We start from the raw sequence: 12616 nt of genomic DNA, 5'->3' as shown, positions 1-12616 counted from the left end.
CGATTGGAGAACAGGAATATGACCACCACCGTTGATCACGCACCTGATCACCACGCGCACGGCCACGACCACGATCATTCCCACGACCATCCGCACGGCTGGCGCCGCTGGGTGTTCGCCACCAACCACAAGGACATCGGCACGCTCTACCTGTGGTTCTCGTTCACGATGCTGCTCTCGGGCGGCGTGCTGGCGCTGTTGATCCGCGCCGAGCTGTTCCATCCCGGCCTGCAGTTCTTCAAGCCCGAGTTCTTCAACCAGCTCACCACCATGCACGGCCTGGTGATGGTGTTCGGCGCGATCATGCCGGCCTTCGTCGGCTTCGCCAACTGGATGATCCCGCTGCAGATCGGCGCCTCCGACATGGCGTTCGCGCGGATGAACAACTTCTCGTTCTGGCTGCTGCCGCCGGCCGCGCTCCTGCTGGCCGGCTCCTTCCTGGTGCCGGGCGGCGCGACCGCCGCGGGCTGGACGCTGTACGCGCCGCTGTCCACGCAGATGGGCCCGGGCATGGACATGGGCATCTTCGCCATGCACATCATGGGCGCCTCGTCGATCATGGGCTCGATCAACATCATCGTCACCATCCTCAACATGCGCGCGCCCGGCATGACGCTGATGAAGATGCCGATGTTCTGCTGGACCTGGCTGATCACCGCCTACCTGCTGATCGCCGTGATGCCGGTGCTGGCCGGCGCCATTACCATGACGCTGACCGACCGCCACTTCGGCACCTCGTTCTTCAACGCCGCCGGCGGCGGCGACCCGGTGATGTACCAGCACATCTTCTGGTTCTTCGGCCACCCCGAGGTCTACATCATGATCCTGCCGGCCTTCGGCATCGTCTCGCAGATCATCCCGGCCTTCGCCCGCAAGCCGCTGTTCGGCTACGCGTCGATGGTGTACGCGACCGCCTCGATCGCGATCCTGTCCTTCATCGTCTGGGCGCACCACATGTTCACTACCGGCATGCCGGTGACGGCGCAGCTGTTCTTCATGTACGCCACGATGCTGATCGCGGTGCCGACCGGCGTGAAGATCTTCAACTGGATCGCCACCATGTGGCGCGGCTCGATGACCTTCGAGACCCCGATGCTGTTCTCGGTGGGCTTCATCTTCGTGTTCACCATGGGCGGCTTCACCGGCCTGATCCTGGCGGTGACCCCGATCGACATCCAGATGCAGGACACCTACTACGTGGTGGCGCACTTCCACTACGTGCTGGTGGCGGGCTCCCTGTTCGCGCTGTTCGCCGGCTACTACTACTGGGGCCCGAAGTGGACCGGTTACATGTACAACGAATGGCGCGGCAAGTTCCACTTCTGGGCCTCGCTGATCACCTTCAACGTGACCTTCTTCCCGATGCACTTCCTGGGCCTGGCCGGCATGCCGCGCCGCTATGCGGACTACCCGGCGCAGTTCACCGACTTCAACATGATCGCCTCCATCGGCGCCTTCGGTTTCGGCCTGTCGCAGGTGTACTTCCTGTTCTGCGTGGTGATCCCGTCGATCAAGGGCGGCAAGCAGGCGGAAGCCAAACCGTGGGACGGCGCCGAAGGCCTGGAATGGACCGTGCCCAGCCCGGCGCCCTTCCACACCTTCGAAGAGCCGCCCGTCTTCAAGTGACAGCTCAGGCAATCGCTCAATGATCCCGTGGACGGCGGCCCGGCCGTCGTCCACCACAGAAACGGATTCCCCATGTCGGAACGCAAGAAACCGAACAATCTCAGGACCGGCCTGCTGCTGGGACTGGTGGCGCTGGCCTTCTTCGTCGGCATCTTCATCAACCGCATCTGGTTCGCCAAATGAGCGCCGAAGAGACCCCCGACGAAGGCCGCGGCCTGAACCGCGTGATGCTGCGCAAGCTGGTGGTGGTGGCGGTGCTGATGTTCGGCTTCGGCTACGCGTTGATTCCGGTGTACCGCAAGATCTGCGAGGTCACCGGCGTCAATTTCCTCACGCCCAAGGACGCGACCGTGGAGGCGCCGGCCAATACCCAGGTCGACAAGTCGCGCACGGTGACTGTCGAGTTCGACGGCAACGCGCAGGGCCCCTGGCGCTTCCGGCCGACGGTGGCCAGCATGAAGGTGCATCCGGGCGAGATGACGCAGGTGACTTACGAGGTGGTGAACACCCAGGCGCGCAATGTCGACGCCCAGGCCATCCCGAGCTATGCGCCGCAGCAGTCGGCGGCCTTCTTCAAGAAGGTCGAGTGCTTCTGCTTCACGCAGCAGACGCTGGGCCCGAACCAGGCCAAGCAGATGCCGGTGGTGTTCTACATCGACCCCAAGCTGCCCAAGGAGGTGACGACCATCACGCTGTCGTACACCTTCTTCGAGATCGGCGGCAAGGACAAGAAGGAAGGCTGAAACCGGCGTATGCCGTGAAAGGGACGCTTTGACCGAAGACCTGAAGCAGGCGTCGCAGCGCAAGGCCTCGTTCGGCGCGACGATGAAGGCGGTGTTCTGGTCCTTCTTCGGCGTGCGCAAGCGACGCGACTACGAGTCGGACGCGGCGCGGCTGAACCCGGTGCATGTGATCATCGCCGGCGTCATCGGCGCGGCGATCTTCGTGGCGGTGCTGGTGAGCATCGTCAGGCTGGTGGTGGCCAACGCCGCCGGCGGTTAGCAGGGGAAATTGCAGTCAGGAAGAGTGCACAAAGGCGCGCAAGAGGCGCACAAAAAAGCTCACGAAAAAAGCAGCAACAACAAACACTGGCCAACACTGAATTTTGTATCGGGAGATGGAAATGAGTTCTCAACACGCCAAGGCGCCGCACTACTTCGTACCGGGACCGTCGCGCTGGCCGATGCTGGCGGGCATTTCGATGCTGGTCACCATGATCGGCGCATCGGCATGGGTCAACGGCGCTTCGTGGGCGCCCTATGTCAACATCTTCGGCATCCTGATGGTGCTGGTGGTGCTGTACTACTGGTTCGGCGACGCCATCAAGGAGTCCGAGTCCGGCCTCTACGGCGAGAACATCGACCTGTCCTACCGCTGGAGCATGAGCTGGTTCATCTTCTCCGAGGTGATGTTCTTCGCCGCCTTCTTCGGCGCGCTGTTCTATGCCCGCAGCATCACCATGCCCTGGCTGGCCGATCTCGACCACAAGGTGATCTGGCCCAACTTCGCCGCCCACTGGGGCAACGTCGGACCGGCCGGCACGGTGGAAAGCTTCAACACCATGGGTCCGTTCCCGATCCCGACCATCAACACGCTGCTGCTGCTGACCTCGGGCGTGACGCTGACCATCTCGCACCACGCGCTGCGCGCCGGCCACCGCACGCAGACCGCGGTGTGGCTGTTCCTGACCATCCTGCTGGGCGCGATCTTCATGGGCTTCCAGGCTTATGAATACATCCACGCCTACACCGAGCTGAACCTGAAGCTGACCTCGGGCATCTACGGCTCCACCTTCTTCATGCTGACCGGCTTCCACGGTTTCCACGTGACCATGGGCGCGATCATGCTGTCGGTGGTGCTGTACCGCCTGCTGCGCGGCCACTTCACGCCGACCCATCACTTCGCCTTCGAAGGCGCGGCATGGTACTGGCACTTCGTGGACGTGGTGTGGCTGGGCCTGTACGTGGTGGTGTACTGGCTGTAAGGCCGCAGTGAATCGTCAACAAAAAAGCCGCACCAATGTGCGGCTTTTTCATGCAGGCGGCGCGGGTTTGGCGGGCTTGGCGGATTTCAGCGGATGCCGGTGGGCTGTATCCAGCCCAGCTTGTAGCACAGCAGGATCAGCAGGAACAGCGCCACCGAGAAGCCCACGCGCAAGGTCAGCGCCTGCACGGTACGGTTGCTCTTGCCCTTGTCGCGCATCAGGAAGACCAGTGCGGAAGCCAGGCTTGCGAGGATGAGGATGAACGCGATCGCGACGACGATTTTCATGCGGGTAGAATTCCTGTGTCTCCTGCCGCGGTCGATGCGCATCAATGTCTTTGCGCAGCGCGGCTGTTGAAAAATTGTTTTCTTCCATTGTAATGCCAATCAGATTCAGAATTCGCTGGGTTCCCCTGTGCGCCACGCTGGTGGTGGCGGCCGCAGGCATCGCGCTGGGCCAGTGGCAGACGCGCCGCGCCGAAGAGAAGCTGGCGATCCAGCACCGCATCGAGGCGCGCGCCAAGGAGGCGCCGTTGCAGGCCTTGCCGCCCGAGGGCGAGGCCGACGTCGCGGAGTTTCGTCATGTGCTGCTGGAAGGGGAGTTCATCCCGCAGTGGACCATCTACCTGGAAAACCGTCCCCACGAAGGCGCGGTCGGCTTCCATGTGCTGACGGCGTTTAAAATAGCGGGTTCGCAGCGCGCCGTGATGGTGGCGCGCGGCTGGGCCCCGCGCGACGCGACCGATCGCGCCAGGGTGCCGCAGCCGCCGTTGGCGCAGGGGGCGATGCGCATCGACGGCGTCTTGCGGCGCGACGCCGGCCATGTGCTGCAGCTGGGCCAGGCCGATGCGCCCAGGCCCGGCGCGATCCTGCAAAACCTCGACGTCGCCGCGCTGGCGGCGGCCAGCGGCTTGCCGCTGTCGGCTTATGTGGTCGAGCAGCGCATGCCGTCGCCCGGCGTCGACGACGGCCTGGCGCGCGACTGGCCGGCGCCCTCGCTGGGCATAGACCGTCACCGCGCCTATGCGCTGCAGTGGTATGCGCTGGCGGCGATGGCGATTGTATTTTTCCTTGTCACGGGATTCAGACGTGGATGCAATGACAAATCTTGATGCAGGCAAGACCGCCGAACCCAGTGCCGCAGCCAATGCTGCCGCCGACGCCAGGCGTCGCCGCAACGGCCGCTGGAAGATGTTGGCGGTGGTCGCGGTATGCGCGGCGCCGATGATCGCATCGTATTTCACCTACTACGTGATCAAGCCGGAGAGCCGCAACAACTACGGCGCGCTGATCGATCCGCGCCAGTATCCGATTCCGGATCTGGGCAGCAGCGCGCTGGACGGCTCGAAGGCCGCGCTGGAGGATTACAAGGGCAAGTGGATCATGCTGCAGGTGGACGGCGCGGACTGCGCCGCACCTTGCCGCGAAAAACTGTTTACCATGCGCCAGCTGCGGCTGATGCAAGGCAAGGAGATGGAGCGCGTCGAGCGCGTCTGGCTGGTGACCGACAAGGCGCCGGTGGAGACCATGCTCATGCGCGAATACGACGGCACCGACATGCTGCGCGTGGATGCGGCCAAGCTCAAGGCCTGGCTGCCGGTGGAGCCGGGCACGTCGGTGCAGGACCATATCTACCTGATCGACCCGCTGGGCAACCTGATGATGCGCTTCCCCAAGTCGCCCGATCCCGGCAAGATGAAGAAGGATATTTCCAAGCTGCTGCGCGCCTCGGCCATCGGCTGAGCGCATGGCGGCGCATGTTTGATACAAGACGAATGCAATAACGTGAATGCAATAACGCTGATTGAACTGGGCCTGACCGGCCTGCTGGTGGCGCTGGTCCCGCTCTATTTCGTATGGCGGGCCAAGGGCTTCGACAACAAATACCGCAAGCTGGTGGGGGTGACGATGTTCTTCACCTTCGACCTGATCATGTTCGGAGCCTTTACCCGGCTGACCGACTCCGGCCTCGGCTGCCCCGACTGGCCGGGCTGCTACAACCGCTCCAACCCGCTGCTGGCGCACGAGCACATCAATGCCGCGCAGCAGGCCATGCCGACCGGCCCGGTGACCTGGAGCAAAGCCTGGATCGAGATGACGCACCGCTATTTCGCCATGGCCGTGGGCGTGCTGATCATCGCGCTGATGGTGCTGGCCTGGCGGCGCTGGGTCCGCTCCGGCAAGACCGAGCCGCAGTACCGCCCCTGGTTTGCCACCGCCTTGCTGGGCTTCGTCTGCCTGCAAGGCGCATTCGGAGCCTGGACCGTGACCATGAAGCTGCAGCCGGTCATCGTCACCATTCACCTGTTGCTGGGCCTGACCTTGCTGGCCATGCTGGCGTGGCTGTACGCACGCCACAATCCGCACCTGGCGGTGTCGCCGGGACGCGGCATGGCGACGCCGGCCGCTATCGGCCTGGCGTTGCTGACGCTGCAGATCGCGCTGGGCGGCTGGGTCAGCACCAACTACGCGGCGCTGGCCTGTACCGATTTTCCGCTGTGCGACGGCAAGCTGGTGCCGGACATGGATTTCGCGCACGGTTTCACGCTCTGGCGCCATCTGGGGATGACGGCCGCCGGCGATTTCCTGCCGTTCCAGGCCCTGACCGCGATCCACTGGGTGCACCGCAGCTTCGCCTTTGTCGTGATCTTGTATGTTGTATGGCTGGCACACAAGGCGCTGCGCGACCCCGGCCTGCGCAAGACCGGCCGCTGGCTGCTGATCATCGTGGCTTTGCAGCTCTGTACCGGGCTGGCGACCATCTACCTGAACTGGCCGCTGGCCATTGCTGTGGTGCACAATGGCGGCGCCGCGCTGCTGGTCCTGCTGCTGGTCATGTTAAACTACAAGGCTCGCTACGCTCCCGCAGGCATTGCCGCCGCTTCTCCTCAGGCGGCCGTATCGCCAGTGACCTGACATGACCACATTGACCGCCCAACCCAACCGCATCGCCCAGTACTGGGCACTGACCAAGCCGCGCGTGACGCAGCTGGCCGTGTTCTGCGCCGTGATCGGCATGTTCCTGTCGACCCCGGACCTGCCGGACTGGCACAAGGTGGTCTACGGTACGCTGGGCATCTGGCTGCTGGCCGGCGCCGCGTTCGCGATCAACTGCCTGGTCGAGCGCGAGGTCGATTCGCGCATGGCGCGCACCGCCCGCCGTCCGCTGGCGCGCGGCGAGATCACCGTGAAGCAGACGCTGGTGTTCTCCGGCGTCATCGGCGGCATGGGCATGTGGATCCTCTACAACCTGGTCAATCCGCTGACCATGTGGCTGACCTTCGCCACCTTCGTCGGCTACGCCATCATCTACACCATCATCCTGAAGCCCGCCACGCCGCAGAACATCGTCATCGGCGGCCTGGCCGGCGCGATGCCGCCGGCGCTGGGCTGGGCCGCCATCGCCAACGACGTGCCGATGCAGGCCTGGGTGCTGGTGATGATCATCTTCATCTGGACCCCGCCGCACTTCTGGGCGCTGGCCATGTACCGCCGCGACGACTACGCCAAGTCCGGCCTGCCGATGCTGCCCATCACGCACGGCATGGAAGTGACCAAGTTCCACATCCTGATGTACACGATCGCGCTGCTGGCCACCAGCATGCTGCCTTTCGCCATCGGCATGAGCGGCCTGATCTACCTGGGCACCGCCATCGTGCTGGGTGCGATCTTCTTCTGGTATTCGTGGCAGATCTACCGCCACTACACCGACCTGATCGCGCGCCGCGCCTTCGCCTTCTCGATCGTCTACCTGTCGATCCTGTTCGCGGTGCTGCTGGTGGACCACTACTTCCTGTTCCGGACCTTCTGACCCGATGAAGCGACGACTTTTCTCCGCCCTGCTGCTGGCGGGCTGCGCGGGGCTGCTGGCAGCCTGCGGCCCGTCCAAGCCCGAGCTGAAGTTCAACAACACCGACGTGACCGGGCTGGACTACGCCCGTGATTTCGCGCTGACCGACCACACCGGCAAGCCGCGCACCCTGGCCGACTTCAAGGGCAAGGCGGTGGTGATCTTCTTCGGTTATACCCAGTGCCCGGACGTGTGCCCGACCACGATGGTGGAGATGGCCAACGTGATGAAGGAGCTGGGCCCGGACGCGGACCGCGTGCAGGTGCTGTTCGTCACCGTCGATCCCGACCGCGACACGCAGGAAATCCTGTCGCAATACGTGCCGGCCTTCGACAAGCGCTTCCTGGGCCTGCGCGGCGACGCGGCGCAGACTGAGAAGGTCGCCAAGGAATTCAAGGTGTTCTACCAGAAGGTGCCGGGCAAGCAGCCGGGCAGCTACACCATGGACCATACCGCCGGCAGCTATGTGTTCGACCCGGCCGGCCATATCCGCCTGTTCGTCAAGCACGGCCAGGGACCGCAGACGCTGGCGCACGACATCAAGCTGCTGCTGTCCTGATATCGTCGCCGCCAGGCCGCGTTCGCGGCCGGTCGCGCAGGCAAGAAAAAAGGCACCCGAGGGTGCCTTTTTCATTTGCTGCCTGATTCGCGAAGATTGCGCGGATTACGCCAATTACGAATACGCCTGCAGCGCAGTCTTCATCTTCTTCAGCGCCACCGCTTCGATCTGGCGGATACGCTCGGCGGACACGCCGAACTCGTCAGCCAGCTCATGCAGGGTCGCGCCCGAGCCGTCGTCGTTGGCCAGCCAGCGGGCTTCCACGATGCGGCGCGAACGGTCGTCCAGCTTGGACAGTGCGGCTTCCAGGCCTTCGGACTGCATGCGGTCGTACTGCTTGGCCTCGATCACGCGGGTCGGCTCCGAGTTCTCGGACGACAGGTAGGCGATCGGCGCGAACTTGTCGTCTTCGTCGTCGGTGGGCGACTCCAGCGCGATGTCGCGGCCGGACAGACGGGTTTCCATCTCGATCACTTCTTCGCGCTTGACGTCCAGCGTCTTGGCCAACGCCTCGACTTGCGCCGGGGTCATCGCGTCCAGACCTTCCTTGTGGCTGCGCAGGTTGAAGAACAGCTTGCGCTGGGCCTTGGTGGTCGCGACCTTCACGAGACGCCAGTTCTTCAGGATGTACTCGTGGATTTCGGCCTTGATCCAGTGCATGGCATAGGACACCAGGCGCACGTTCTGACCCGGGTCGAAGCGCTTGACCGCCTTCATCAGGCCGATGTTGCCCTCCTGGATCAGGTCGGCGTGCGGCAGGCCGTAGCCCAGGTAGCCGCGGGCGATCGATACCACCAGGCGCAGGTGCGACAGCACCATCTTCTGGGCGGCGCCCAGGTCGTTCTTTTCGCGCAGGTCGCGGGCCAGCTTGACTTCCTCTTCGGCCGTCAGCATGGGCAGGCGGTTCACTGCCGAAATATATGCGTCGATGTTGCCCAGGCTGCCGGAAAAACCGAGCGCGAGCGCATTGGACTCGACCGGCATGAGTGCAGATTGTGCAGACGCTGCTTTCATTGATTCTCCTTGTTTCCTTGCGGAAGAGACGTTTGAATTAAAGCAATGCTTTAAAACCTAAAACTGGAGCATTTCGATAAGGTATTCTAGCACTCGTCATTTGAGAGTGCTAATTGCATGTTTGGAAGACCCCGATAGAACTGCTCTATTGCAATTCTGATAATCATTGCTTTCGTCCCTACTATCTTAGAAGGAATTCGAGACGTAAAGTTGCGACGCGGGTCAAAAGGCGGTCAAAAATCTGTAACAATTTTTGCAGTGGGGGAGCTCCCAAAATAGAGGCAGCCGGCGCGATTTCAAGGGGATACAGTCAAAAAAACGGCCGCCGGGTTGCTCCGGCGGCCGTTTTGTTGTTGCGCTGAAACTTCCTGCGTCAACCCATGCGCGCCAGATGCCTGCGCACCGACAGCATCGCGCCGAACAGGCCCAGCAGGGCGCTGATGGCCAGCAGCAGGCCGATCGCCATGGCGCTGGGCAGCGCCAGCTGGAATTCGGAGGCGTAAAGGTGGGCGAAGTCGAGGATGGCTTCGTTGAGCGGCTGCTGGGCGGCGATCACCAGGCCCAGCGCCACCACGCCGGCGCACAGTCCCAGCAGGGCGCCGGTGTAGTAGAACGGGCGGTGGATGAAGGCGTTGGTGGCGCCGAACAGGCGCGAGACCTCGATCTCGTCGCGCTGGGTCATCACCTGCAGGCGGATGGTGTTAAATACCACCGCGATCACCACCGCGCCCAGCGTGATACCCAGGAACAGCAGCACCAGCCGCAGGATGCGCAGCAGCGCGGCCAGGCGTTTGACCCATTCGGAGTCGATCTGCACGGTGTCCACGCCGGGCTGGTTCTTCAGCTTTTGCGCGATGTCGTCGACGCGGCTCGCGTCCATGGCATTCTGGAAGCCCGGCAGGCGCAGCACGAAGCTGTCCGGCAGCGGGTTGCTGCCCAGCGTGGCCAGCACGTCGGCCAGGCCGGTCTTGCTCTTCAGGGCGTCGAAGGCCTTCTCGCGCGGGATGAACTCGACCCGGCCGACGGTATCGCTGTCCTTGAGCACCTGGGCGATGGTCTTGCCCATGGCCTGCGAGGCGTCGCGGCCGGCGTCCATCTTCATGAAGATGCTGATTTCGGGCTCGACCGACATCTGCTCCGAGATCGGCCGCACGTTTTCCAGCGCGGACAGCCCGGCGAAGGGCAGCGCCAGGGCGATCGACACCACCAGCACGTTGAGCAGGAAATTGCCGGGCGAGCGCAGCAGGTGGCGCAGCGCATCCGCGGCGGCGGCGAAGTGTTGGCGCAACCAGTTCATGGCGACACCTCCACCGGGTTGGCCACGCCGTTATGCCAGCCGTCGACGATGCGGCCGCGGTCCAGGTAGACGATGCGGTCGGCGCCGGTCAGGTATTGCTCGTCGTGGGTCGAGATCAGGCAGGTCACGCCCACGCCGTGGAAGGATTTGAGCGCCGCCAGCACCTTGTTGGCATTGGCGCGGTCGAGGTTGGCGGTGGGCTCGTCGGCCAGGATGATCTGCGGGCGGTTGACGATGGCGCGCGCGATGGCCACGCGCTGCTGCTCGCCGCCGGAGAGCTCCTGCGGCTCGGACTGGGCCTTGTCCAGCAGGTCCACCTTGTCCAGCGCGGCACGGGCGCGCTTCTCGGCGTCGGCGCGCGAGGAGCCGGTGACGATCAGCGGCAGCATCACGTTGGCCAGCAGGTTGCGGTCCTGCAGCAGGCGCTGCTGCTGGAAGATCAGGCCCAGGTTGCGGCGCAGGTAGGGCAGGCCGGAACCCTTGATGGCGCCGATGTCCTGGCCGCTGACGGTGAGCTTGCCGGCGGTCGGGCGCTCGATGGCGGCGATCATCTTCAGCAGCGTGGACTTGCCGGCGCCCGAGGGACCGGCCAGGAACAGCAGCTCGCCCTTGCCGACCGACAGCGAAATGTCGCGCAAGGCGTAGACCTCGCGCGCATATTGTTTGGATACCCGGGAAAATTCAATCATCGAATCTGCAATCGCCTGTCCGAACGTCTCTTGTTATGGGGCGGAGTCGGCGGATGTGGCCGCCGCGTGGCGTCGCGCCAGCGCTGTCACTTCTTCTGCCAGCCGGCGCGCCTTGGGGCTGGTTTCCGAGCAGTGCGAGCAGTTTGCCAGAGCCAGCCGGGCAGTCAAGGCGACCGCGTCGGATCCGGCCAGTTCCGCCAGCGTCGCGATGCCCAGGCGCTCAAGCCGCCGCACCAGTCCTTCGCCGACGCCGGGAATGCCGCGCAGGAGCGCGCGTTCGGCCTCGGAAAAGTGCGCCTGCATCGTCAGGACAGCAGCGCGTCGACGAATTCGGTGGCGTTGAAGGGCTGCAGGTCTTCGATCTTCTCGCCCACGCCGATGAAATACAGCGGCACCGGGCGGGTCTTGGCGATGGCGGCCAGGATGCCGCCCTTGGCGGTGCCGTCCAGCTTGGTCACCACCAGGCCGGTCAGGCCCAGCGCGTCGTCGAAGGCCTTGACCTGGGCCAGCGCGTTCTGGCCGGTGTTGCCGTCGATGACCAGCAGCACCTCGTGCGGCGCCGTGGCCATGCCTTTGGCGATGACGCGCTTGATCTTCTTGAGCTCGTCCATCAGGTGCAGTTGCGTGGGCAGGCGGCCGGCCGTGTCCACCATGACCACGTTGGTGCCGCGGGCGGTGGCCGAATGCACGGCGTCGAAGGCGACCGCGGCCGGGTCGCCGGACTCCTGCGCGATCACCGACACGTTGTTGCGTTCGCCCCAGACCGCCAGCTGCTCGCGCGCGGCGGCGCGGAAGGTGTCGCCGGCGGCCAGCAGCACCGACTGGCCGTGGGCCTGCAGGTGCAACGCCAGCTTGCCGATGGTGGTGGTCTTGCCGGCGCCGTTGACGCCGGCGATCATCATCACCAGCGGCTGCTCGCGGCCCAGCACCAGCGGACGCTGCAGCGGCGTGAGCAGGTCGATCAGCAGGCTACGCAGGGCGGTGCGCACCTGGGCGGCCTCGGTCAGGCGTTCGGCCTTGACCTTCTTTTTCAGCTCGTCCAGCAGCCACTGGGTCGCCTCGACGCCGGCGTCGGACACCAGCAGGGCCGACTCCAGCTCCTCATAGAGGTCGTCGTCGATGCGCGCGCCGATGAACAGCGTGGTCAGGTTGCTGGACGTCTTGGACAGCCCGGACTTCAGGCGCGACAGCCAAGAGCGCTTGGCTTCCGGCGTCGGCGCGGGGGCTTCGACGATCTCGGGCTCCGGCTCGGGCGCAACGGCCTCGTCGGCGGCATGAGTGGCATGAGCGACATGAGCGGCCTCGGGCTGAGGCGGCGGCACGACCGCCGCGGAAGGCGGCGCGATCTCGACAGGGGGCGTGGCAGGGGCTGGCGCTGCAGGTTCGCTGGCGGCCGGTTGCGCTTCTGGCGGCAGGCTCGGCGGCAGTTCTGGCTGCACTTCCGGCTTGGGTTTTCTTTTGAAGAAACTAAACATCGGTGGCGCTTTGGAATGGTTCTGGCGGCGGCCAGGGCGCGGCGGCAGGCACGCTGTGCGCGGATCCGGCGCTAATCGGGTTGCGGCGGGAAGCCGGAACATGCCCTGAAAAGCGTATGGGAC

General features: G+C 64.5%; 16 protein-coding genes. 10 read left to right on the top strand and 6 right to left on the bottom strand.

What is annotated here, in order from left to right; genetic code table 11:
• The first annotated feature begins 18 nt into the window (after window positions 1-18).
• From ctaD to CEJ42_RS17390, 5 genes are all read left to right on the top strand, one after another.
• On the top strand, window positions 19-1626 hold the full coding sequence (ctaD, locus tag CEJ42_RS17405) for a cytochrome c oxidase subunit I (RefSeq protein ID WP_079218062.1): 1608 nt from the start codon (window positions 19-21) through the stop codon (window positions 1624-1626).
• A gap of 72 nt (window positions 1627-1698) precedes the next feature.
• Window positions 1699-1809 carry a cytochrome oxidase small assembly protein gene (locus CEJ42_RS25305; RefSeq protein ID WP_006461515.1) on the top strand — a complete coding sequence of 37 codons (111 nt, stop codon included), beginning with the start codon at window positions 1699-1701 and terminating at the stop codon, window positions 1807-1809.
• A complete protein-coding gene (locus CEJ42_RS17400; RefSeq protein WP_079218063.1) occupies window positions 1806-2369 on the top strand; it encodes a cytochrome c oxidase assembly protein in 564 nt (187 codons plus the stop codon). The genes CEJ42_RS25305 and CEJ42_RS17400 overlap by 4 nt, the downstream gene beginning before the upstream one ends.
• A gap of 28 nt (window positions 2370-2397) precedes the next feature.
• Window positions 2398-2628 carry a DUF2970 domain-containing protein gene (locus CEJ42_RS17395; RefSeq protein ID WP_079218064.1) on the top strand — a complete coding sequence of 77 codons (231 nt, stop codon included), beginning with the start codon at window positions 2398-2400 and terminating at the stop codon, window positions 2626-2628.
• A gap of 121 nt (window positions 2629-2749) precedes the next feature.
• Entirely contained in the window at window positions 2750-3610 is an 861-nt protein-coding gene (locus CEJ42_RS17390; RefSeq protein ID WP_079218065.1) for a cytochrome c oxidase subunit 3, read from the top strand.
• Window positions 3611-3696: 86 nt separating this feature from the next.
• On the opposite strand, the gene CEJ42_RS17385 is transcribed toward CEJ42_RS17390, so the two are convergent.
• Window positions 3697-3897: a twin transmembrane helix small protein gene (locus CEJ42_RS17385; protein ID WP_079218066.1), complete on the bottom strand. Its 201-nt coding sequence runs from the start codon at window positions 3895-3897 to the stop codon at window positions 3697-3699.
• Window positions 3898-3989: 92 nt separating this feature from the next.
• Here CEJ42_RS17385 and CEJ42_RS17380 point away from each other — a divergent pair, with 92 nt between their 5' ends.
• From CEJ42_RS17380 to CEJ42_RS17360, 5 genes are read left to right on the top strand one after another with little or no spacing between them, the layout of a single operon-like run.
• Entirely contained in the window at window positions 3990-4721 is a 732-nt protein-coding gene (locus CEJ42_RS17380) for an SURF1 family protein (RefSeq protein WP_088751963.1), read from the top strand.
• Window positions 4708-5352 carry an SCO family protein gene (locus CEJ42_RS17375; RefSeq protein WP_088751962.1) on the top strand — a complete coding sequence of 215 codons (645 nt, stop codon included), beginning with the start codon at window positions 4708-4710 and terminating at the stop codon, window positions 5350-5352. The genes CEJ42_RS17380 and CEJ42_RS17375 overlap by 14 nt, the downstream gene beginning before the upstream one ends.
• 42 nt (window positions 5353-5394) lie before the next feature.
• Window positions 5395-6525: a COX15/CtaA family protein gene (locus CEJ42_RS17370; protein ID WP_079218069.1), complete on the top strand. Its 1131-nt coding sequence runs from the start codon at window positions 5395-5397 to the stop codon at window positions 6523-6525.
• 1 nt (window position 6526) lies between these two features.
• Complete coding sequence (cyoE, locus tag CEJ42_RS17365) at window positions 6527-7420, top strand: heme o synthase (protein ID WP_079218070.1); 894 nt, start codon at window positions 6527-6529, stop codon at window positions 7418-7420.
• Between the two features lie 4 nt (window positions 7421-7424).
• Window positions 7425-8018 carry an SCO family protein gene (locus tag CEJ42_RS17360; RefSeq protein WP_079218071.1) on the top strand — a complete coding sequence of 198 codons (594 nt, stop codon included), beginning with the start codon at window positions 7425-7427 and terminating at the stop codon, window positions 8016-8018.
• Between the two features lie 114 nt (window positions 8019-8132).
• Here CEJ42_RS17360 and rpoH read toward each other — a convergent pair whose 3' ends face one another.
• The 5 genes from rpoH to ftsY all read right to left on the bottom strand — a co-directional run bounded on the left by rpoH (window position 8133) and on the right by ftsY (window position 12493).
• Window positions 8133-9032 carry an RNA polymerase sigma factor RpoH gene (gene rpoH, locus CEJ42_RS17355; protein WP_079218072.1) on the bottom strand — a complete coding sequence of 300 codons (900 nt, stop codon included), beginning with the start codon at window positions 9030-9032 and terminating at the stop codon, window positions 8133-8135.
• A 373-nt stretch (window positions 9033-9405) separates the two neighbouring features.
• Entirely contained in the window at window positions 9406-10329 is a 924-nt protein-coding gene (gene ftsX / locus CEJ42_RS17350) for a permease-like cell division protein FtsX (protein WP_088751961.1), read from the bottom strand.
• On the bottom strand, window positions 10326-11018 hold the full coding sequence (locus CEJ42_RS17345) for a cell division ATP-binding protein FtsE (RefSeq protein ID WP_079218074.1): 693 nt from the start codon (window positions 11016-11018) through the stop codon (window positions 10326-10328). Before CEJ42_RS17345 ends, ftsX begins: the two co-directional genes overlap by 4 nt.
• A gap of 33 nt (window positions 11019-11051) precedes the next feature.
• Entirely contained in the window at window positions 11052-11321 is a 270-nt protein-coding gene (locus tag CEJ42_RS17340) for a Pathogenicity locus (protein WP_088751960.1), read from the bottom strand.
• Between the two features lie 2 nt (window positions 11322-11323).
• The gene (ftsY, locus tag CEJ42_RS17335; RefSeq protein WP_088751959.1) at window positions 11324-12493 is read right to left on the bottom strand and encodes a signal recognition particle-docking protein FtsY; all 1170 of its coding nucleotides are present in this window, start codon (window positions 12491-12493) and stop codon (window positions 11324-11326) included.
• Window positions 12494-12616 lie beyond the last annotated feature (123 nt).

This window comes from Herbaspirillum robiniae, assembly GCF_002213415.1.
Taxonomy (GTDB): Bacteria; Pseudomonadota; Gammaproteobacteria; order Burkholderiales; family Burkholderiaceae_D; genus Herbaspirillum; species Herbaspirillum robiniae.
The sequence above is the reverse complement of the archived record's forward strand: the minus strand, read 5'-3'. Positions and strand labels throughout refer to the sequence as shown.

What these genes read in the sequence shown, in the direction of transcription:
- ctaD (WP_079218062.1), top strand. Translation starts at nt 19, where the DNA reads ATGACCACCACCGTTGATCACGCACCTGATCACCACGCGCACGGCCAC.
- CEJ42_RS25305 (WP_006461515.1), top strand. Translation starts at nt 1,699, where the DNA reads ATGTCGGAACGCAAGAAACCGAACAATCTCAGGACCGGCCTGCTGCTG.
- CEJ42_RS17400 (WP_079218063.1), top strand. Translation starts at nt 1,806, where the DNA reads ATGAGCGCCGAAGAGACCCCCGACGAAGGCCGCGGCCTGAACCGCGTG.
- CEJ42_RS17390 (WP_079218065.1), top strand. Translation starts at nt 2,750, where the DNA reads ATGAGTTCTCAACACGCCAAGGCGCCGCACTACTTCGTACCGGGACCG.
- CEJ42_RS17385 (WP_079218066.1), bottom strand. Translation starts at nt 3,897, where the DNA reads ATGAAAATCGTCGTCGCGATCGCGTTCATCCTCATCCTCGCAAGCCTG.
- CEJ42_RS17380 (WP_088751963.1), top strand. Translation starts at nt 3,990, where the DNA reads ATGCCAATCAGATTCAGAATTCGCTGGGTTCCCCTGTGCGCCACGCTG.
- CEJ42_RS17375 (WP_088751962.1), top strand. Translation starts at nt 4,708, where the DNA reads ATGACAAATCTTGATGCAGGCAAGACCGCCGAACCCAGTGCCGCAGCC.
- cyoE (WP_079218070.1), top strand. Translation starts at nt 6,527, where the DNA reads ATGACCACATTGACCGCCCAACCCAACCGCATCGCCCAGTACTGGGCA.
- CEJ42_RS17360 (WP_079218071.1), top strand. Translation starts at nt 7,425, where the DNA reads ATGAAGCGACGACTTTTCTCCGCCCTGCTGCTGGCGGGCTGCGCGGGG.
- rpoH (WP_079218072.1), bottom strand. Translation starts at nt 9,032, where the DNA reads ATGAAAGCAGCGTCTGCACAATCTGCACTCATGCCGGTCGAGTCCAAT.
- ftsX (WP_088751961.1), bottom strand. Translation starts at nt 10,329, where the DNA reads ATGAACTGGTTGCGCCAACACTTCGCCGCCGCCGCGGATGCGCTGCGC.
- CEJ42_RS17345 (WP_079218074.1), bottom strand. Translation starts at nt 11,018, where the DNA reads ATGATTGAATTTTCCCGGGTATCCAAACAATATGCGCGCGAGGTCTAC.
- CEJ42_RS17340 (WP_088751960.1), bottom strand. Translation starts at nt 11,321, where the DNA reads ATGCAGGCGCACTTTTCCGAGGCCGAACGCGCGCTCCTGCGCGGCATT.
- ftsY (WP_088751959.1), bottom strand. Translation starts at nt 12,493, where the DNA reads ATGTTTAGTTTCTTCAAAAGAAAACCCAAGCCGGAAGTGCAGCCAGAA.